16 protein-coding genes are annotated in these 20,697 nt (G+C 73.4%); 9 read left to right on the top strand and 7 right to left on the bottom strand.

Annotated elements, in window-relative coordinates; all coding sequences use genetic code 11:
- The first annotated feature begins 90 nt into the window (after positions 1 to 90).
- The 5 genes from J3486_RS13650 (at position 91) to J3486_RS13630 (ending at position 8,844) form a co-directional block, all read left to right on the top strand.
- Complete coding sequence (locus tag J3486_RS13650) at positions 91 to 1,803, top strand: DUF4127 family protein (RefSeq protein ID WP_207820542.1); 1,713 nt, start codon at positions 91 to 93, stop codon at positions 1,801 to 1,803.
- A complete protein-coding gene (locus J3486_RS13645; RefSeq protein ID WP_207820541.1) occupies positions 1,800 to 3,662 on the top strand; it encodes an FAD-dependent oxidoreductase in 1,863 nt (620 codons plus the stop codon). Before J3486_RS13650 ends, J3486_RS13645 begins: the two co-directional genes overlap by 4 nt.
- Entirely contained in the window at positions 3,659 to 4,450 is a 792-nt protein-coding gene (locus J3486_RS13640) for an N-acetylmannosamine-6-phosphate 2-epimerase (protein WP_207820540.1), read from the top strand. Before J3486_RS13645 ends, J3486_RS13640 begins: the two co-directional genes overlap by 4 nt.
- Positions 4,447 to 7,383, top strand: a complete 2,937-nt coding sequence (locus J3486_RS13635) for a hypothetical protein (RefSeq protein ID WP_207820539.1) — start codon at positions 4,447 to 4,449, stop codon at positions 7,381 to 7,383. Before J3486_RS13640 ends, J3486_RS13635 begins: the two co-directional genes overlap by 4 nt.
- A 642-nt stretch (positions 7,384 to 8,025) precedes the next feature.
- Complete coding sequence (locus J3486_RS13630) at positions 8,026 to 8,844, top strand: SDR family oxidoreductase (protein WP_207820538.1); 819 nt, start codon at positions 8,026 to 8,028, stop codon at positions 8,842 to 8,844.
- Between the two features lie 97 nt (positions 8,845 to 8,941).
- Here the strand turns inward: J3486_RS13630 and J3486_RS13625 are convergent, their stop codons facing one another.
- On the bottom strand, positions 8,942 to 9,976 hold the full coding sequence (locus J3486_RS13625) for a zinc-binding dehydrogenase (RefSeq protein WP_229377971.1): 1,035 nt from the start codon (positions 9,974 to 9,976) through the stop codon (positions 8,942 to 8,944).
- A gap of 446 nt (positions 9,977 to 10,422) precedes the next feature.
- Positions 10,423 to 11,409 carry a LuxR C-terminal-related transcriptional regulator gene (locus J3486_RS13620; RefSeq protein WP_207820536.1) on the bottom strand — a complete coding sequence of 329 codons (987 nt, stop codon included), beginning with the start codon at positions 11,407 to 11,409 and terminating at the stop codon, positions 10,423 to 10,425.
- A 157-nt stretch (positions 11,410 to 11,566) separates the two neighbouring features.
- Between J3486_RS13620 and J3486_RS13615 the strand changes: the two genes are divergently transcribed.
- The gene (locus tag J3486_RS13615) at positions 11,567 to 12,976 is read left to right on the top strand and encodes an aminopeptidase P family protein (RefSeq protein WP_207820535.1); all 1,410 of its coding nucleotides are present in this window, start codon (positions 11,567 to 11,569) and stop codon (positions 12,974 to 12,976) included.
- A 34-nt stretch (positions 12,977 to 13,010) separates the two neighbouring features.
- On the opposite strand, the gene J3486_RS13610 is transcribed toward J3486_RS13615, so the two are convergent.
- The 4 genes from J3486_RS13610 to J3486_RS13595 form a co-directional block, all read right to left on the bottom strand.
- Entirely contained in the window at positions 13,011 to 13,259 is a 249-nt protein-coding gene (locus tag J3486_RS13610; RefSeq protein WP_207820534.1) for a helix-turn-helix transcriptional regulator, read from the bottom strand.
- A gap of 247 nt (positions 13,260 to 13,506) precedes the next feature.
- Positions 13,507 to 14,736, bottom strand: coding sequence for a metallophosphoesterase (locus J3486_RS13605; RefSeq protein WP_207820533.1), 1,230 nt, complete (start codon positions 14,734 to 14,736; stop codon positions 13,507 to 13,509).
- 72 nt (positions 14,737 to 14,808) lie between these two features.
- On the bottom strand, positions 14,809 to 16,563 hold the full coding sequence (locus J3486_RS13600) for a GAF domain-containing sensor histidine kinase (protein ID WP_207820532.1): 1,755 nt from the start codon (positions 16,561 to 16,563) through the stop codon (positions 14,809 to 14,811).
- A gap of 159 nt (positions 16,564 to 16,722) precedes the next feature.
- Complete coding sequence (locus tag J3486_RS13595) at positions 16,723 to 17,139, bottom strand: pyridoxamine 5'-phosphate oxidase family protein (RefSeq protein WP_207820531.1); 417 nt, start codon at positions 17,137 to 17,139, stop codon at positions 16,723 to 16,725.
- A gap of 261 nt (positions 17,140 to 17,400) precedes the next feature.
- On the opposite strand from J3486_RS13595, the gene J3486_RS13590 reads away from it, so the two are divergent.
- The gene (locus J3486_RS13590; RefSeq protein ID WP_207820530.1) at positions 17,401 to 18,084 is read left to right on the top strand and encodes a response regulator transcription factor; all 684 of its coding nucleotides are present in this window, start codon (positions 17,401 to 17,403) and stop codon (positions 18,082 to 18,084) included.
- A 21-nt stretch (positions 18,085 to 18,105) separates the two neighbouring features.
- Here the strand turns inward: J3486_RS13590 and J3486_RS13585 are convergent, their stop codons facing one another.
- Positions 18,106 to 18,765, bottom strand: a complete 660-nt coding sequence (locus J3486_RS13585) for a CBS domain-containing protein (protein WP_307804799.1) — start codon at positions 18,763 to 18,765, stop codon at positions 18,106 to 18,108.
- Between the two features lie 265 nt (positions 18,766 to 19,030).
- On the opposite strand from J3486_RS13585, the gene J3486_RS13580 reads away from it, so the two are divergent.
- Together J3486_RS13580 and J3486_RS13575 are read left to right on the top strand one after the other, a co-directional pair.
- Complete coding sequence (locus J3486_RS13580) at positions 19,031 to 19,489, top strand: cyclic nucleotide-binding domain-containing protein (protein WP_207820529.1); 459 nt, start codon at positions 19,031 to 19,033, stop codon at positions 19,487 to 19,489.
- Between the two features lie 243 nt (positions 19,490 to 19,732).
- On the top strand, positions 19,733 to 20,647 hold the full coding sequence (locus tag J3486_RS13575) for a universal stress protein (RefSeq protein WP_207820528.1): 915 nt from the start codon (positions 19,733 to 19,735) through the stop codon (positions 20,645 to 20,647).
- Positions 20,648 to 20,697: the final 50 nt, after the last annotated feature.

The raw sequence follows: 20,697 nt of genomic DNA, 5'->3' as shown, positions 1-20,697 counted from the left end.
GTCCGTCCCACCCGACCTGTCCGTCCCACTCGTCCCACCTGTCCTGCCCGTCCCACCCGTTCCATCCGCACCATTCAGAGGACCCATGCCGTGAGCACTCAGCGTGAACCTGCGACCGCCGCTCGCCGCGAGTCGGTCGCGGCCGTGGACGCGGGCCCGCTGCCGCAGCGCGCGCTCCCCGCAGCGGAGACCTCCGCGTCCGGCTCGGGGAGCGGCGTTCCTCGCGGCGATGCGACCGTCATCGCCCTCCTGCCCCTCGACGAGCGTCCCGCCTGCGCCGTGCTGCCCGCCCAGGTCGCCGCCGTCGCCGGTGTCACGGTCCGTACCCCGCCCGCGTCCCTCATGCCGCGGCTGCGTACCCCGGGCGACGCCGATGCTCTCGGCGCCTGGCTGGAGCAGGGCACCAAGGGCGTCGACGCGGCCGTCGTCAGCCTCGAAACCCTCGGCCACGGCGGCCTCATCGCCTCCCGTACGAGCGACACGACGAGCACCGACCTCGCGCGGATCACCGCCCGTCTGGATGTCCTGCGCCGCGTCGCCGTCCAGGGCGTCCCCTTGCACGCCGTCACCCTCGTCACCCGCACCCCGGACTCCGCCGACGCCATGGAGGAGCCCGTCTACTGGGATCCGCACGGGCCCGCCCTGCACCGCCTGTCCGCCGCCCTGCACCGCACCCAGAGCGGCGCGGAACCGGACCCCGGTGCACTCGCCGCCGCCCGCACCGCCCTGCCCACCGCCGTACGCGGCGATTTCCTGCGGCGCCGGCTGCGCAACCACAGCGCGAACCTCGCCGCCCTCGCCCTCTGTGCCGAAGGCGTCCTCGACACCCTCGTCGTGGGCGCCGACGACACCGCGCCCTGGGGCCTCGCCACCGCCGAGCTGACCGAACTGCGGCGCTGGGCCGACCGGTTGGAGTGCGGCGAGAGCGTCGCCGTGCGGCCCGGAGCCGACGAGGCGACCACGACCCTCGTCGCCCGCACCCTGACCGGCCTGTACGGGGCCCGCCACGGTACGGCGCCGGTCACCGTCCGTGTGGAGGCCGTCGTCGCGGACGGCCTCGCCCGCGTCGCCCCGTACGAGAACATGCCGGTCGACGACACCGCCTCCGGACAGATCGCGGCCTGCGGCGCCCGTCGCACCGAGCGGCCCGACGCCGACGTGGTGCTGCTCGTGCACACCCCGGACGGTGCCGGCGACTGGGCCATCGCGCCCCCGGCGCACCGCGCCCCGGACGCCGCGCCGACCGCGGCCGCCCTCGCGGAACGAGCCGCCCGGCTCCTCGACACCGGACATGCCGTGGCCGTCGCCGACTGCGCACAGCCCAACGGCGCCGACCCGCTGCTCGTCCGCGCCTTGCTCGAACGCGGTATCGCCCACCGGCTCATCGCGTACGCCGGATGGAACACGGCGGGCAACACGCTGGGCACCGTCATCGCCCATGCGGTCGCCGCCCGACTCGCCCAGGGCGTCGGTACGTTCGACGCCGCCGCCCACCGCGAGCTGCTCGCGCACCGGTTCACCGAGGACTGGGGCTACATGACGCAGGTCCGCCGGCGCGCCCGCGCCGCCCTCGCCACGGTGCCCGGCCGCCACGACCACGTACCCGAGGGGCACCCCGTGCTCACCGAGATCGCCGAAGGGCTCGCCGAACACCTCGCCGCCCTGCCGGAGTTCGGTCTCACGGTGGCACCGGACAGCGTCCGGCTGCCGTGGCACCGCACGTTCGAGGCGGACTTCCGACTCGAACCCGCCCCCGACACCCATCGGCCGTCAGCCGCCCGACGATCCACGGAGAACGCATGACCACGCCCCGCGACCGTATCGACGCCGATGTGGTGGTCGTCGGCTCAGGGCTCGGCGCCGTCGCCGCCACGCTCGCGGCCGCCCGCGCCGGCCGCCGCGTCGCCCTCGTCGCAGGCCGCGGCCGCCTCGGAGGGCAGGCCACGACGCAGCTGGTGCCCGCGCTCGACGAGCACCCGTACGTCGAGACCGGCGGCGTCTCCCGCTCCTACCGCACCTTCCGCGCCCTGGTCCGCGCGCGCTACGGGGGTCTCGCGAACCCGGGGGGCGGCTGGGTCAGCCGCCTGTGCTTCGAGCCCTACGCGGCGGAGGAGGCGCTGGAGGACATGCTCGCCGCGCACGTGGCCGAGGGCCGGCTCACCGTCCTGCGCGGGCTGTCACCCACCGCCGTCCACCTGAGCGATGAACGCGTCGACGCCATCACCTTCGTCCCTACGGGCTCACGGGAGACGGCCGCCGACGTCGTCCCGCGGCGCCGGTCCGACAACCCCGACGACCTGACCGCACGCGTCCGCGCGATCGTCGTCACCGGCCGCGTCTTCTGCGATGCCACCGAGGCCGGTGACCTCCTCCCGCTGGCCGACGTGCCCTGGGTGTGCGGATCGGAGGGGCAGGACGCCTTCGGTGAATCCCTCGCACTGCCCGGACCGGAACAGCCGGACGCCGTGCAGTCCTGCACCGTCGGCTTCCTCGTCCAACGCCTGCCCGACGACGTACCACCGCCCGCCCCGGGCGCCGCCCCCGAGGGCTACGAACGGTGGCGGGACGCCCAGCCGTTCACCCTGGACATCGCCGGCTGGGACGATCGCGCCCACCGGTACCGGATGTTCGAGAACGGCCCCGACGGTCACCTGCCGTTCTGGACCTACCGCCGACTCCGTGACGCCGCAGCCGTCGGCGGAACCGACGTCGCACTCATCAACTGGGCGGGCAACGACTACGCCGACCGCTCCGCCCTGGCCGACCCCGAGCATGCCTACGCCGAGGCGAAACGGTTGTCCGCGGCGTTCCTGCACTGGCTGCGCACCGAGTGCCCGCGCGACGACGGCGGCACCGGCTACCCCGAATTCGTCCTCGCCCCACAGATCGCGGGCACCGCCGACGGCTACGCGGAGGAGCCCTACCTGCGTGAGTCGCGCCGCCTGCGGACCCCGCAACCGGTACGCCAACAGGACCTCGAACCCGTACCCGGGCACGCCCGCGCCCGCGCCTTCACCGACTCGGGCGGGATCGCCCTCTACCACATGGACCTGCACAGCAGGGTCGGTCATCCACGCAGCGCGTACGCGCCGACCGCCCCGTTCCAGGTGCCGCTGTCCGCACTGGTCGCGCCCCGGCCCGGCAATCTGCTGGCCGCCGCCAAGAACCTCGGCGCCACCCAGGTTGCCGCGGCCGCGTACCGCGTCCACCACGGCGAGTGGGCCGTCGGCGAGGCCGCCGGAGCGCTTGCCGCGCAATCCTGCGAACGGAACATCGCTCCTGCCGCCGTCGTGGCCGAGCGGGCCGAACTGACCCTGCTCCAGGCCCGGTTGGCGCACCACGGTGTCCCGCTCGCCTGGGCCCTCGACGTGCCCGACGACCACGCCGACTTCGTCGGCGTCCAGTTGCTCGGCGCGGCAGGCGCGCTCGACGGCGACCGTGCGCACGACCTCGACGTCCGCCCCGACGAACAGGCCACCGAGGAGTCCGTACGCCCGCTGCGCGCCGCCGCCGAGCATCTCGCGGGCGGCCCGCTGCCCGCCCTGCCCGCGCGTCTGACCTGGGCGCAGTCCGCCACGGCGCTGTGGCACCACGTCGCCCGCACCCTGCCCGGTGCCCCGTGCGCCGCGCCCTCCGCAGCCGCTCCGGCGGTGAACGCATGACCGAAGAAAGGCCCGCCGTGCAGCCCGCACCCGTTCCGGTCGCCCCCGACGCCACCGCCGACGCCCTGACCCGGCTCGGCGGCGGTCTCGTCGTCTCCTGCCAGGCCCTGCACGGCGAAGCGCTGCACGGCGCCGACATCATGGCCCGCATGGCCCGCGCCGCCGTGGACGGTGGCGCGGTCGGCGTGCGGGTCAACACGCCCGTCGACGTGGCGGCCGTACGCGCCGCGGTCGGCGTGCCCGTGATCGGGCTGTGGAAAGACGGCGAGCGCGGCGTCTACATCACGCCCACGCTCGACCACGCCCGCCGCATCGCCGCGAGCGGCGCGGACATCGTGGCCCTCGACGCCACCGACCGGCCGCGCCCCGACGGCCGCAGTCTCGCTGACACGATCCGCGCGCTGCGCGCCGAGGGCATCGTCGTCCTCGCGGACGTCGCCACCGTGGAGCAAGGGATCGCCGCCGCACGCGCGGGAGCCGCCGCCGTGGCCACGACACTGTCCGGCTACACCGACGACGTCCCCGGTGACGGCGCCTGCGGCGCTCCCGGCCCGGGACCCGACTTCGCGCTCCTGGCCGCCCTCGTCGCGAGACTCGACGTGCCGGTCGTGGCCGAGGGCCGCATCTCCACGCCCGAACAGGCCGCGCACGCCCTGGCCCTCGGGGCGCACACGGTCGTCGTCGGCGGCGCCATCACCCGCCCGGCCAGCATCACCGAACGCTTCGTGGCGGCCCTGCCGTCGTCGCCCTCCGCCCACCGCACCGCCCGCGAGGAGTTCCCCGCATGACCACCTCCGCGACATCCGCCCCGCAGACGTCCGCCGCCCCGGAGACGTCCGCCGCCCCGGACGACCGTGCCATGCGCGCCGTGGGAACCACCGCCGTGGACGCCGCCGTCTGCCACGTCGTCACGCACGTCCACTGGGACCGCGAGTGGTACCGGCCCTTCGAGGCGTTCCGCGCCCGGCTCGTCGAACTCGCCGCCCGGGTCTGCGACGAGCTCGACGACGGCCGGATGGACACCTTCCACCTCGACGGTCAGACCATCGTCCTGGCTGACGTCGCCGCGCTGCGCCCCGACCTCGCCGACCGCCTGCGCGCGCACGCCGCGGCCGGGCGGCTCACCGTGGGGCCCTGGCACGTGCTCGCCGACAACCAGCTCGTCTCCGGCGAGAACCTGATCCGCAACCTCCTCGCCGCCCGCCGTCATGCCCCCGGCACGCCGGCCGGCGTCGGGTACTCCCCGGACGCGTTCGGCCACCCCGCCGACCTGCCCCGGCTGCTGAACGGATTCGGCATGGACACCGCGCTCGTGTGGCGCGGCGCCCCGGAGGGAGTGGCCCGCTTCCGCTGGCGCTCGCCCGACGGCAGCGAGGTGTTCGCCGTCAACCAGGGGTACCACGGCGCCGAAGTCCTCTGGGGCGACGACGCCGAGGCCGCCGCCGAGCGCCTGGCGGGCTTCCTGGCCACCGAACGCGACCGCCTGCCCGGCGGCCCCTGGCTGCTGATGAACGGCGGCGACCACCTCGCCCCCACCGACCCCGCCCGCCGCCTCGCTGAGATCGCCGCAACCGACGTCGTCCGTGCCACCACCGTGCGCCACAGCACGCTGGAAGAGTTCTTCACCCACGCCCGCGCGGCCGCCGACCCCGCGGACCTCCCCCTGCGCGAGGGTGAACTCAGAGATCCAGCGGGCTACTTGACGTTCATTCTGCCCGGCACGCTGTCCGCCCGCACCGACCTCAAGCAGGCCAACATCGCCGCACAGAACCTGCTCGAACGCTGGGCCGAACCGCTCCTCGCCCTGCACGCCCCCGACGACGCGACGCTGCGCGCCGACCTCGACCACGCCTGGGAGCTGCTGCTGCGCAACGCGCCCCACGACAGCATCTGCGGGTGCAGCGTCGACGAGGTCCACCGCGAGAACGCCGTCCGCTACGAACGCGTCACCCAACTCGGCGACCACGTCGTGACCCGCGCGCTGGCCGCCGCCGGCCTCGACGTACGCGCCTATGGGGATCGTTGCGAGGACATCACGCACCTGGTCGTCGTCAACCCGCACGGTGACACGGCCACCGACCTCGTCGAAGTGGACCTTCTCACCGCACCCGGCCGCCACCCTGTCGAGATCAGCACCGCCGACGGCACCCCGGTCGCCTTCGAGGCCGAGACGCTGGGCGAGGAGACGGCGTTCGAGGCGGACATCGACCTGCTGCCCGACTCCCGCCCTTCCCTGCGGCACCGCCTGCGCGTGGCCGCACCGCCGGTTCCGGGCCTGGGCCGCCGTGTCCTGACGGTCCGTCTCGAAGCCCTCGCGAACCAGGACACGGACACCCACCTCACCGCCGCGCGCGACGGCGTCACGCAGCACGGTGGCCCACCCGCTGCCGACGCCCTGCCGGGTTCGGACGCCCGGTCGGCCCCCGGCGGGCTGCCGCATGCGGGGAGCCGACCGGTTCCTGGCGGTGCCGCGGGCACTGTCGCGCTGCCGGGTTCCGGCGACACCGCTGCCCTCGACGGTCTGCCCGCACCCGTCCAGACCTCCGCATCCGTCGGCATCACCGCCCCCGACGGAGGCCGTCTCACCGCGGCCGCCGACGCCTCCCTCACCTGGCATCGCGCCGACGGCACGACACTGCTGGGCCTCGGCCTGCTCACCGACGGCGGCGACGCGGGGGACACCTACAACTACGACCCGCCCGTCGGTGACATGACCGTACGGCCCCGGCTCGTCCGGGTCCGAGCCCGCAGGTCATCCGTGCGCGAGGTACTGGAGATCGACGCGGTCCTCGACCTGCCGGCCGGCCTGACCCCGGACCGCACCCGCCGCACGCGCGACACCGTCGCCGTACCGGTCCGTGTCACCGTCTCGACGCGTCCCGGCGACCCGCTGCTGCGCTGGGACGTCGAGATCGACAACCGGGCCCGCGACCACCGCCTGCGCCTGCACCTGCCGACCGCGCACGGCGCCGACACCTGGACGGGCGACGGTCACTGGTCCCTGCTGGAACGGCCGGTGGCCGCCGACCTCGGCCCCCTCCCGGACGCACGCGGGCACGAGGCGGTCTGCGGCTCCGCCCCGGTGCAGAGTCTGGGCGCCGTGGGCCGCGGGGTCCATCGCAGTGCCCTGTTCGCTCCTGGCCTGCCCGAGATGCGGGCGCTCGGCGGCGCGGAGACGGCCACCGGCGCCGACCAGGAGATCGTGGTGACGCTGCTGCGCTGCGTGGGCTGGCTCTCCCGCTTCGACCTGCGCTCGCGGACCACCGGCGCCGGACCCATGCTGGCGACACCGGACGCCCAACTGCCCGGCGTGCACCGATTCCGGCTGGCCGCCGCGTTCGGGCACGCGGTTGCCGACGACACCGATCTCGCCCGCCTCGCCGCTGCGTACCGGACGCCGCTGCGTGCCTGGCAAGCCCGACCGGGCACAGTCCCTGCCGACGCCGACGCGGCGGTCCGCGTCGAAGGCGCGCTCCTGACCGCCCTCAAGCCGGCCGAACCCGGCGGCGCGGGCGTGGACGGCGGCGCGTTGATCCTGCGCCTCACCAACCCCACCGCCTCCCCGGCGCGGGCCCGCGTCCACGCCCCGCCCGGCGCTCTGCTCGTCCCGGCCCGCCTGGACGAGAGCCCGACCGGTGAACCCGCCGTCCGGGCGACGGCCGAGCCGAGCGTGTGGCCGCTGGCGCCGTACGCCGCCGTGACCGTGCGGATCAGCCGATGAGAGCGCCTCGGACGGGCCTGGACCGAAGCGACGAGCGGTCGTCAGCCGGAGCGATCCACTTCAACGGCCGCACCCTGTGACCGGCGAGCGCAGCGTGGAGGCCCCCGAGCCCGCTCGTCACCTCACCTACCGCTCCACCCGCACCCCGGCGTCATGCCCCCGCTCAGGCACTCGTCGGTGTGCTCACCACGTCCACCGACGCGTCCGCCGTCACGAAGATCAGCCGATCGAGATCGAGATCGGGCGCTGGGAGCCGGACAACCGTCACGTTCAGTTGAGTTTCGCCGGTGGGTGAGCCGAGCCTGCTAGACGATACTCGGGCGGCAGGTTCGGGCACACGGTTCGATTGTCCAGTGACCTCGACCGCCGTCGACGGCGGGGACCGGATGCGCCCGGCCGGCCTGGTTAATCCGTCCCGGACGAAGCAGAGGGTCCTGATGATGGGCGCCGTGGACTCCCGATCTGCGCGGGTTCATCGGACGCGTCGGCGACCCGTTGTCAGACGATCGTTTGCCGGCGGAAGATCTTGGGGCATGCCGCTACGTGGATTCTGGGGCGCTGTGCGGGCGCTGTGCGGGTGCGGTGAAGCGGCGCGATACTGAGGATCCAAGATCCAGCACTTTGCGAACGGGTGTCATCGCGATGAGCATCAAAACGGTCCTGATCACGGGAACGTCCTCGGGAATCGGTCTTGCCACCGCTGTCGCCGCAGCCCGCAGTGGCTGGCACGTGGTCGCCACCATGCGCGACACCGGGAAGTCCGGCCCCCTTCGAGCGGCGGCCCAGGATGCCGGTGTCTCCGTGGATGTCCGGGCGCTGGACGTGACCGACCCCGTCTCCGTCGAGGCGTGCCTGGCCGGCCTCGACCGGTTGGACGCTCTGGTCAACAACGCCGGTGCCGGGCACGTGGGCACTCTGGAGCAGGAGAGCGTCGAGGACGTACGTGCGGTGATGGAGGTCAACTTCTTCGGCGTGCTGCACGTCACCCGGGCAGCCCTGCCGCTCCTGCGTGAGAGCAAGGGGCGCGTGCTCACGGTGACCAGTGTCGGCGGCGTGGTCGGACAGCCCTTCAACGAGGCATACTGCGCGGCCAAGTTCGCGGTCGAGGGGTTCATGGAATCTCTGGCACCGGTTGCGGCGACCACCGGTGTATCCGTGAGCGTCGTCGAACCGGGCGCTGTGGCCAGCGAGTTCGTCAGCAATGTGGGTCTCGACGACAACATGCCGGACATGGGACCGTACGCCCCGGCCCTGTCCGCCTACCTCGAACGCACCCGCAACGCTTTCGCCAACGCGCAGACGCCGATGGATGTTGCTCAGACTCTGGTCGACCTGCTTGCCGTCGAGCAGCCCGCCTTCCGTGTGCTGACCTCGGACAGCGCGCGCGCATTCGCCGGCACGAAGATCAAGGACCTTGACGGCTCAGCAGTGCAGAACCTGACCGAAGCATGGGTGTCCTAGCCGGTCCTGCTTGCCGACGCCTTCTTCCGAGTCGGATTCCTCGACCGCAGCCTGTGGTGGGTGCGCGCGGCTGTCACGATCCATAGGGGGATTCGGGTCAGGGGACGACGATCAGTTTTCCGACGTGGCTGCGCCGGGCGAGTTGTGCCTGGGCCTCGCGTACCTGTCCGAGTGGGAAGGTCGCGGCGACGACGGGGCTGATGTCGCCGCGTCGGGCGATCTCCACCAGGTGGTCGAAGATCCGCGGTGTGTGCATGGTGGAGCCCACCAGCGAGAGATTGGCGAGGTAGAGCCGCCGCACGTCGATGGTGACGGCCCAGCCGTCGAGGGCACCGGCAACCACCCAGCGTCCCCCGGACCGCAGCAACCCCAGTCCGGGGCCGAGGACTGCGCCGGCGACGACGTCGATGACCGCGTCGTATCCCTCCGGTGCTGCCGCGACCGCGTCGGCGAGCACCTCGCCCCGTCGCCGGTCCACCACAGCGTCGGCGCCGGCGCTGCGGACGGCGTCTGCCTTGTCGCCGCTGCACACAGCGACGACCCGGGCCCCACGGGAGTGGGCCAACTGGACCGCGGCAAGACCGACACCGCCCGAGGCGCCCGTGACGAGCACGGTGTGGCCCTTCAACACGGACCCGCGATCGAGCATGCCCAGCGCGGTGCCATAGGCGATGGGAAGGGCAGCCAGTTCCACGTCCGTGAGGGGCGACCCCTCGACGGAATGGGCTCGGGCACTCGGCACCACGACGTACTCGGCGAACCCCCCGTCCCGCTCGCTGCCCAGCACGTCGGCCGGGCGCGCGTCCGGTCCCGGGCCGTCGTACTCGGCCGGGTCCACCAGCACCCGCTTCCCGACCAGTGCGGTGGCTTCCTCATCGCCGCAGGCCACCACCGTGCCGGCCACGTCGGCTCCCTGGATGCGCGGGAAGTCGAGCGGACCGAGCCATCCCGTCCTGACATCCGGGTCCTCAGCCGCACCGTAGGAGCCTTCGCGGGTCCACAGATCGGTGTTGTTGCACCCTGCCGCATGGACCCGGACCAGTACCTCGCCCGGCCCCGGACGCGGTACCGGCACCTCGCGCTCCTCGATCACATCGAGGTCTCCGTGGCCGGTGATGACGACGGCTCGCATGGTACGAGGAAGAGACGATGGTAGAGGAACGGATGCGGGCGGAGAAGTCGGTGACATGGACGCAGGATCCCATGCAGCCCCGCCTCCCCCGTGTGCACCGGCCCGGTTCCCGGCGTTTCGGTACTCGCAGGGTGAGAGCAATCTCTTTACGGGTCCTGCCTTGTCGTCGCCTTCGGTACCAGCAGCCTGCAACCGGATCCGCTCCCGCGCGGCCCTCCCCGCGTCGGTCAGCCCACCGCCCTACGCGCATCTCACTTCCCAGGAGCCACTGGGGCGAGCAAGCCGCTGTCAGGCGAACCGTCCCGACCTAACGGAGTTGCGCGGACACCAACGTCGGCAACGCCGACCGCCACGTCGGTTGGGTTTCTTCGGCGGGCAAGTCGCTCTGGCTGCGCCAGGGGGTCTCCCTCCCGCCCAGGTGGACGGTGTCCGGCGAGGCGGATCCTTCACAGCCAGCCGTTGCGCTGCGCGTGCAACGCCAGCTGGAAGCGGTTCGCGGCGCCGAGCCGGGCCATGAGGATCTGCAGGCGGCGGAAGAGGGTGCGTCGGCTGATGCCCAGTTCGCGGGCGATGGTCTCGTCGCTCGCGCCGCCCGCGAGGAGCCACAGCAGACGGCGGTCGGCGGGCGGTGGGCCGCCCGGGGTCGTGGTGCGGCCGTGGAACGGCAGAGCCTGGCGCCAGCACTGCTCGAACAGGGCCACCAGCGCGGACAGCAGCCCGCACGGCTGCACGACCAGCGTCGTGTGGTTCACGTCGGCCTCTTCGATGGCCAACGACACCAAGGCGTACGCGTCGTCGATGATCACGAGCTTCACCGGTACCGAGGGGAGTACTCGGGCCTGCTCGCCGGCGTTGATGCACGGTTCGATGGAATCCCTCAGGCGGCCTGGATGCTCCAGCGACTCGCGTGAATAGACGACCCGCTGGGTGACGCCGCGGGCGAGCGTGGCCAGCGCGTCGTCGGTGGACTCGGGCATGGGGGTGTACGGCGGGGACTCCAGCTGGCGGATCTGCTCGCGGGCACTCGCCCAGGCCTGTCGCGTCCGGGGGCCGACGGCATCGCCGGTGACGACCTCGACGAGCGTGTCCCGGTGCGTGGCGAGCCGTCGGCGCCGGAACGACTCGAAGGCACCGCCGACGGCGACCCGCGACTCCTCGACCTCCGCCGTCCGGTGCCGGGCGAGCACCTCCAGCGCGGCGGCCGGCGGCACCGGCGCCACCGGATCCCCGTCCGGCCCTGTGGCCATGGCAAGACCCAGGTCGACGAGCGCGCCGTACGCCGCGTCCGCGTCGTCGGCCCCGCCCAGGCCCGCCGCCGCGGCGATCTCGCCCAGCGGAGCGGGAGCCAGGTCGAGCAGCGCCGGATAGAGCCGGGCCGCCGCGTCGTCGAGGCCGAGCAGCCGGAGGGCCGCACCGAGTTTCGCGTTCGTCATGAAGCGCATTATCGGCGCCTTCCGGAGCTCGTGCGTGGCTGATCCGTGCCAGTGGCACTGCTGGGCACCACGGGGATGCCGAGCGGACTACGGTGCGCGACGACCGCTGCCGACAGCGGAACACCCCGAGCACCCACAGGATTGGAAGGCGTACGTCATGGCGGAAGGCCGCAGGAACGGGCTCTACTCCGGGATCTCCGAGGAACTGTCCACCCTGATGCGTACGCGCTGGGCGGACACCGAGCGGCGCGACCTGACGCTCGACGAGCAGGCCCCGTACGCGGCCGCCCGGCGCACCGCGCTCTCCGCGCGCTTCCCCGGAGAGCGCCTCGTCATCCCCTCGGGGAACCTCAAGGTACGGTCGAACGACGACACCTACCCGTTTCGTCCGTACTCGGCCTACGTGCATCTGACCGGGGACCAGGCCCGTGACGGCGCGCTGGTGCTGGAACCGCGCGCGGACGGCGGCCACGACGCGTACTGCTACCAGCTTCCGCGCGACAGCCGCGACGACGACGGGTTCTGGACGGGTGCCACCGCGGAGCTCTGGATGGGCCGCCGCCGTTCCCTCGCGGAGGCCCGGAGCGTACTCGGCATCGAGTGCCGGGACGTCCGTACGGCCGCTGCCGACCTGGCTGCCGGCGGTGCACCCACCCGCATCGTCCGCGGAGTGGATCCGGCGTTGGAGGCCGCCGTCACCACGGACGCCGCCCGTGACGCCGAACTGGTGACGGCGCTCGACGACCTGCGCCTCGTCAAGGACGCGTGGGAGATCGCCGAGATCCGTGGCGCGGTCGACTCGACCGTGCGGGGATTCACCGATGTGGTCGGGGAGTTGTCGAAGGCGGTCCAGACGTCCGAGCGGTGGATCGAGGGAACCTTCTTCCGCCGCGCCCGCCTCGAGGGCAACGCCGTCGGCTACGGCAGCATCTGCGCCGCCGGCGAACACGCCACGATCATGCACTGGACCGACAACGACGGCCCGGTGCGCCCCGGCGACCTGCTGCTCCTCGACGCCGGCGTGGAGTCACGGACCCTCTACACCGCCGACGTCACCCGCACGCTGCCGATCAGCGGCCGCTTCACGCCCGTCCAGCGTCAGGTGTACGACGCGGTGTACGAGGCCCAGGAGGCGGGCTTCGCGGCGGTGAAGCCCGGCGCCGCCTACCGGGACTTCCACGAGGCGGCGCAGCGCTGTCTCGCGGCCCGGCTCGTCGAGTGGGGCTTCATCGAGGGACCGGCCGAGCGCGCCTACGAACTCGGTCTCCAGCGGCGCTTCACCATGGCGGGCACCGGCCACATGCTGGGCCTCGACGTCCACGACTGCGCGCAGGCCCACACCGAGGAGTACGTCGACGGAGTCCTCGAACCGGGCATGGTGCTCACCGTCGAGCCCGGCCTGTACTTCCAGGCCGACGACCTGAGCGTGCCCGAGCAGTGGCGCGGCATCGGCGTGCGGATCGAGGACGACCTGCTCGTCACTGCCGAAGGCCACGAGAACCTGTCGGCGGGCCTGCCGCGCTCGGCGGACGAGGTCGAGGCGTGGATGGACCGGCACGCGGGCTGACCCGGCGGCAGGCGCCGACCAGGAGGCACCGGCCCTACGGCGCCGGCCAGCGGCTGGGGGCGCAGCCGAAACGGGCGCGGAACCAGCGGGAGAAGTTGCTCGGTGCCGAGAAGGAGAGGAGCTCGGCGATCTCGGTCTGCGAGTATCGCCGGCTCTCCAGCAGCCGGACCGCGAGCTCGGCCCTGGTGTCGTTGAGCACGGTCGTGAACGTCGCGCCGTGCTCGGCCAGTTGGCGGTGGACGGTCCTGCGGTCTACGCCGAGGCTGTGGGCGACCTGCTCCATCGGATCCGATCCGACCGGTGCCCGGTCGTCATGGTCAGGTGCGGTTCTCCAGCATCCACGTCGTGCGGACCCGCCGTCCGCGAACTGCCCGCCACGGAGCCGGACCGGACGGCACGGGACCCCTCATCAGGGTCTCCGACGCCACCTCTCGGGCCCGGAGGCCAGTGGTCCTCCTGCAAGTCCGTGAGACTGCGTGCTCCCGAGGGGAGTTGAGAGCGGCGGCCGTCGGCGTACCCCGGCGCAACGTCTAGACCGAGGCCGCGCCCCGGGGCGAGCGGAGTACGAGCAGGGTGATCTCGCTCGGGGCGAAGACGCGGAAGGGCGGGCCCCAGAAGCCGGTGCCGCGGCTGGTGTAGAGGAGGGTGCGGGCGCCGTGGCGGCTGAGGCCGGCGAGGGCCGGCTGGTCGATGCCGACGAGGTGGTGGAAGGGCCAGATCTGGCCGCCGTGGGTGTGCCCGGACAACTGGAGGTCGATGCCGTGGGCCGCCGCGCGGTCGACGAACTTGGGCTGGTGGGCGAGGAGCAGGACGGGCAGGTTCGGGTCGGCGCCGTCGAGGGCCCCGGCGAGGTGGGCGCCGTGGCCCGCGAGCCCGGAGGACTCGGCCGTGACGTCGTCCACGCCGGCCACCACGAGGGTGTCGCCGCCGCGTTCGAGCAGCAGATGGCGGTTGCGCAGCGGCTCCCAGCCGAGTTCGTCCATCAGGTCGACCCAGCCCTGGGCCTCGCTGTAGTACTCGTGGTTGCCCGTGACGTAGACCCGGGCCCGGGTGGCGCGCACGGTACCGAGCGGCGCGGCCTGCGCGCGACGGCGCTCTGCCGTGCCGTCCGCGATGTCGCCGGTGTGGCAGACCAGATCGGCCTCCAGGGCGTTCACCTGCTCGCAGACCCGCTCCGACCAGCGGGCGCGGTCGAGCGGACCGTAGTGGGTGTCGGTGATGAGGGCGACGCGGACGCCGTCCAACCCGGCGCCCAGGCGCGGGAGTTCGACGTCGAGCCGCCGAACCCGTGGCACCCGGCGGGCCTCGGCGTACCCCCAGCCGAGCAGCACGGCGGCCGTGCCGAGGATCGCCCAGGTGACGATCCGGGCCCGGTCCTGGCCGTCGCCGACGCCCGCCACGGTCAGGGCGAGGCGCAGCAGGACGCCCAGGATGACGGACCAGGTGAACAGCACCCAGATGGTGCCGAGCAGGCTGTCGCCGATGATGGCCGCGCGGTCCTGCTGCCTGCGGCCGTGCCCGCGCACCATCGCGAGCGGCATGCCGCACAGGCCCAGGACGAACAGACCGGTGCAGACCAGCGTGACGGGGAGCGGCCAGTGCTGGCCCGCGTACAGCAGCAGCCAGCACGGCACGGTCCACAGCAGGACGGGCGCGATCAGAGGGATGTAGCGCATCAGGCGCTGCAGGCGGCTCCGTGGCGCTCGTGGTGTCTCACCGGCGACGGGCCGGTCTTCGCTGGTCTCGGTGGTCTCGGTCACGTTTCCCCTCCTGAGGTCCGTCCGTCGATCGTGCCCTACGGCGGAGCGGGGTGACGACCGGATGCCGAAGGGTCACGAAGGCGGGGCCGGTGCTGGACCCAACGGCACGCTCCAGTCCAGCACCGTCCCCGACGGGCTCCCGTCGCAGACGGCGAACGTCCCGCCGAGGCTCTCGGCCCGGGTGGCCATGTTGGCCAGACCGCTGCGGCGGGTGGTCCCGGGTGCGAGACCGCGGCCGTTGTCCGCGACGCGCAGCCGCAGCCGGTCCCGGGTCGCCTCGGCCGAGACCTCCACGGCGGTGGCCCCCGCGTGCCGGGCGACGTTCGACAGCGCCTCGCGGACCACGGCGAGCAGGTGCTCGGCGTGCTGGTCGGGCACGGACGTGTCCAGCAGGCCGCTCATCCGCAGCGCCGGAGTGAAGCCGAGGGTCTCCGCCGCCCGGTTGATCTGGGTGACCAGGCGGGCGCGCAGGCCCGCGGAGTCCGCGTGGTCCGACTCGCGCAGCGCGTAGATCGTGGAGCGGACGACCTTGATCGTGTCGTCCAGGTCCTCCACCACGCGGCGTACCCGCTGCGCGGTCTCGGGCTGGTCGGAGAGGCGGTTGAGCACGGACTGCAGGCTCAGCCCGCTGGCGAACAGCCGCTGGATGGCCAGGTCGTGCAGGTCGCGGGCGATCCGGTCCCGGTCGTTGAGGACCAGCAACTGCTCGGCCTCGCGGCGGTGTTCGGCGATCTCCAGGGCGAGCGCGGCATGGTCGGCGAAGCCGGTGATCATGGCGACGGTCGCGTCGGGGAACGTCGGCCGGCCTTGGAGGTTGGCGACCTGGAGGACGCCGCGCACCCGGTCGCGGGTGCCCAGCGGCACGAGGAACGCGGAGCCGAGGCGCGGCGCCGAGGCGGGCGCCGGCTCGTCCCGGATCCGGTCGTCCAGGGCGGGGCTGACGATCGTCTCGCCCGAGCTGTACACCTTGGCGGCCAGGCTCGTGCCCCCGGGCAGGGCCAGGCCCAGCTGGTGCTCGGCGTCGACCCCGGCGGCGGCCTCCACGACGAGATCGCCCGCGTCGCCCACCGGGACCGCCAGCGTGACGAGGTCCGCGTCGGACAGCTCGCGGACGGTCGCCGTGAACGAGTGCAGCACCGCGCCCGGGTCCGCCCCCGACAGCAGGGTCCGGGTGAGTTCGCTGCTCGCCGCCAGCCAGCGTTCGCGGCGCCTCGCGTCGTCGTAGAGACGGGCGTTGGCGATCGCCACGCCGGCCGCGGTGCCCAGCGTGCGCAGGACCGCCTCGTCGTCGGCGTCGAACGGGCGGCCGCCGTGCTTCTCCGTGAGGTACAGATTGCCGAAGACCTCGTCGCGCACCTGCACGGGCGTGCCGAGGAACGTGGTCATCGGCGGGTGGCCCGAGGGGAAGCCCACGGAGTCCGGGTGCTCGCTCAGGTCCGCGAGGCGCAGCGCGCGCGGATCGCGGATGAGCAGCCCGAGGATGCCCTCGCCGTGCGGGTAGTGGCCGATCCGCTCGATGGTCTCGGCGTCGATCCCGACGGTGATGAACTGCTTGATGCCGCCTTCCTCACCGACCACGCCGAGCGCCCCGTAGCGGCAGTCGACCAGATGGATCGCCGACTCCACGATCTTGTTGAGCACCACGTCGAGGTCGAGATCGCTGCCGATGGCGAGCACCGCGTCGAGGAGCGTGTGCACACGGCTCTGGGTCACCCTGACCCGTTGCACCTGCTCCTGGAGCTCCTCCATGAGGGTGTCCAGACGCAGCTGGGGTGCCGACGAGGCGAAGCCCGCATTCTTGTCCGGACCGTGCGCGTGCTGCGCCATGCCTCTCCCTCGGTCGTCGGCTCAGGGGCCCATGATGCCCGATGGGCCGGGGCAGCCGTCGAGAGCGTGTGCAGGTGAGAGGCGGGTGCGGCGGCTGGGGCGGCCGCGTGACGGGTGGGCGGGGCGGCCCGCGCGGTGGGGCGGGCGCGGTGCGCGGGTTCAGGCGGGCCGGTGGCCGAGTTCGCGGCCGGTCAGCATCGCCGGCTCGATCCGTACGAGGACGCAGTCGTCCCCGACGGCCCAGGACCGGGGCCCGGCCTCGGACAGCCGCCCGGCCTCGGCGGGGTCGGTCACCACCGTGGCGTGACCGGTGACGACCACGCTCCAGCCCGACTCCCGCTCGGCGTCGAACTCGTCCACCTCGAAGGCGACCACGACACCGTCGACGACCTCGGCGAGTTCCGAGTCGGCCGACGTGCGGATCAGGACGGCGTGGTCCGTGTCGAGCGCGAAATTGACCGGGAGGACGGCGGGCAGCGCCTGCCGGGTGTACACCACCCGGCCCACCGGCACCTTGGCCAGCAGCCGCAGGCACTCCTCGCGGTCGAGGGCGCGGACTCTGTTGCTCTGGAACATACATCCATCGTTCCCCGACGGTCCCGAAGGATGTAGGGCCTTATGGCCCATCGCGCGCCACCAAACCCCCGCCCCGGAGATCCACCCGCGACGGGAAGCCTCCGTACGGCCCCCGACGGTCTGTACAGGTAGGGCCGACCGGCCCTGGACCTTGGTCCCGGAATGGCGAAAGATCGGGAGTGGGTCGAACATCCGACCGGCCCGGCGGGCGCCCGGTGGCCCGGTGCGCCACACCGACGACACAGGAAGAGGAGCCGTGTGATGGCGGACAGTGATCGGCGCGCATCCGGGACCCCGATCAGGGTCTTCCTGCTCGACGACCACGAGGTCGTCCGCCGGGGGGTGCACGATCTGCTGGAGGACCAGCCGGACATCACGGTCGTCGGCGAGGCCGCCAACGTGGCGCAGGCGCTGGTCCGCGTACCTGCGCTCCGCCCCGACGTCGCCGTCCTCGACGTGCGGCTGCCCGACGGCGACGGGGTGACGGTCTGCCGCGAGCTGCGCTCGACCCTGCCGGACCTGGCCTGTCTCATGCTGACCTCGTTCGACGACGAGGAGGCCCTGCTGGACTCGATCATGGCCGGCGCGTCCGGGTACGTACTGAAGCAGATCGAGGGATCGAACCTGGTCACAGCCGTGCGCACGGTCGCCTCCGGGCAGTCCCTGCTCGACCCGAGCGCCACGGCGAAGCTGATGGCCCGGCTGCGCGGCGAGGGGGCCGAGGAGGTGGAGCCGGACGCGCTGGCCGGCCTGACCGAGCGGGAGCGGCAGATCCTCGATCTCATCGGGGAGGGGCTCACCAACCGGCAGATCGGCGCGCGTCTCTACCTCGCGGAGAAGACGGTCAAGAACCACATCTCCCGGCTCCTGAACAAGCTGGGCGTCGAGCGGCGCATCCAGGCCGCCGTGATCGCCACCGAGTCCCGCGGACGGCAGGGAAGCTGACGGAGACCCGCACGGACCGGGTCAGTCCCGGTCCGCCGCCCGTGCGGTCAGCCGGCTGACCACCCCCAGTACTCCGTCGCACCGCCACGCCAGCCGGATCGCCAGCGGAATGTCGGTCCGGCGCGCCACCTGCCCCCGCAGGGTGACCACACCGTTGTCGACACCCACCGCCACCGACGCGGGAGTCAGGCCGAGCGTCCCGCGCACCACCTCGTCGGTCACGTCCCGCCGGATCTCCTCGTCGCCGCGGAGAAAGACCCGCAACAGGTCGCGGCGGGTGGCGATGCCGATCAGACGGTCCTCCTCGTCCACCACCGGCAGCCGCTCGATACGGTGCCGCTCCATGACCCGCGCCGCGTCCGCGACCCGGGCCTCGGGATGCACGGTGACGGCCGGGCTCGTCATCAGCAGGCCCGCCGTGCCGGGCTCCGTCCCGGCCGGACGCCGACGCGTCGCGTGCCTCCGCCCGCGGTGCCCGGAACCCCGCCGTGAGCACGCCGCCTGATGGCGTATCAGATCGCTGCCGGAGATCACCCCCTCGACCTTGTCGTCCAGGTCGACCACCGGCAGACCGCCGATCCCGTGCCGGTCCAGCAGCACGGCGACCTTCTTCAGCGACGTGTCCCGGTGCGCCGCGACGACCGGGGACGTCATCACCTCACCGACGATGCGGGATTCCACGGCGGCTCCTCTCCTCGTTCCGTTCCGTTCCGTTCTGTTCCGTGCCGTGCCGGCGGGCCCGGTCACAGCCTCCGCCCGGGGCGCGGGCGCGGTGCAGTGCCCCACGGCCCCGGCCGCCGGGCCACTCGTCCCCGATCCGCGCGGCGCCCCTCCTGATCAGGGCCTGCCGGAACCCCGAACAGGGCCGACCGGCCCATGCCCGGCACGACCGAGCGGCCGAGTCTGAAAGCAGGCATCGTCCGCCCACGCACGAGGAGGCGCGGTCATGACCACCACCACGACGTCCTGTACGTCGAGAACCCTGCCCGCGGACCAGCGGGACCGACTCATGAGCGCGGCCCGCCCGGTCAGCCTGGAACCGGGGGTCCGCCTGTTCGGCGAAGGCGGCCGCGCGGACCGTTTCTGGATCATCCGCAGCGGCTCGGTCACCCTCGACATGAAGATCCCCGGACGGCGGCCCGCCGTCATCGAGACGCTCGGCTCCGGTGACCTCGTCGGCTGGTCCTGGCTGTTCCCGCCGCACGTGTGGCACATGACCGCGCGCACGTCGAGCCGGGTGACCGCCTGGGAGTTCGACGCCGAGGCCGTCCGACGGATGTGCCGGGACGAGCGCGACCTGGGGGAGGCGGTGGCCCTCTGGGTCGGCCGGGTCCTCGCCCACCGGCTGCACGCGGCCCGCACCCGGCTGCTCGACCTGTACGCCCCGTACGGCAGCGGCAGTTGAGGACTCCGCACCCGGGAGCGGGGCCTTGGGCGTCCGAGCGGCCCAGGGCACATGGGGCCCAACAGCCCCTCCCGCAGGGGCTGTTCAACCCTCCGGGCGCGGCCCACGCGGCACACGCGCCCCCGGCGCACGGCCGCCAGAGTCGAGGATGCGGGGACGGGCGGTCGTCCCCGGCCGGGTCAGGTGCGGACCGTCCGTCCGCCACCTCCCGCACGCCACCCCGACCCTCCCGGAGGCGACACCATGTCCCGCACGATCACCGTGGGCCTCGACGGCTCTCCCGAGAGCCGCGCCGCAGCCGAATGGGCCGCTCACGAAGCCGAGTTGCGCGATCAGCCGCTGCACCTGGTGCACGTCCGGCAGCCCGTTCCCGAGCCCCTCGCCCAGGCACCCCTGGTCGGCCCCGAGGCATACGCGCACTGGACCGGACGCATCCTCGGCGAAGGCGCGCAGCGCCTCGCGGCGCACCACCCTCGGACGCCGGTCACCACCGAGCAGCGCACGGGCGTGCCGGCCCAGGAGCTGACCGCGGCCGCGCACGACGCCGGTCTGCTGGTCCTCGGCTCCCGCGGTCTCGGCCGCGTCGCCGGGTACGCCGTCGGTTCGGTGAGCCTGTCGGTCATCGCCCACACCCGCGTCCCTGTCGTCCTCGTCCGCACCGCGCAACAGCCCGTCCCCGCGGACGCCCAGCACCCCGTCGGCGGCGCCGGCGCGCCGCACCTGCCCGTGATCCTCGGCCTCGACCCCGAACGCGCCGACGACCGGCTGCTCGACTTCGCCTTCGACGAGGCCGCGCACCGCGACACCGCGCTCCGCGTCGTCCACTGCTGGGACCTCTCCCCGTACTACGTCTACGGGCTGCCCGCCGACCCGGCCCTGCGCAGGAAGCTGGGCGCACAGCAGGCAGCGGGGCTCGCCACGGCCCTGGAGCCGTGGCGCCGCAAGTATCCCCACGTCCCGGTCATCGAGGACTCCCGCTACGGCCGCCCGGTGCACCACCTGGTGGACATCGCGCGCGAGGGCTCGCTCCTGGTCGTGGGCCGCCGCGTCCACCGGCGCCCCTTCGGCACCCACATCGGCTCCGTCGTCCACGCGGTGCTGCACCACTCCACGGTCCCGGTGGCCGTGGTCGCCCACGGCGCGCAACCGGCGGGGTAGCGGACGGCGACGCGGCCACTCCCGGCCTCAGGAGTCCCAGGCGCCACCGT

The organism is Streptomyces sp. VRA16 Mangrove soil (assembly GCF_017377775.1).
In the GTDB taxonomy this organism is placed as follows: Bacteria; Actinomycetota; Actinomycetes; order Streptomycetales; family Streptomycetaceae; genus Streptomyces.
Note: the sequence above shows the minus strand (reverse complement) of the source record. Positions and strands in the feature narration are given on the sequence as shown.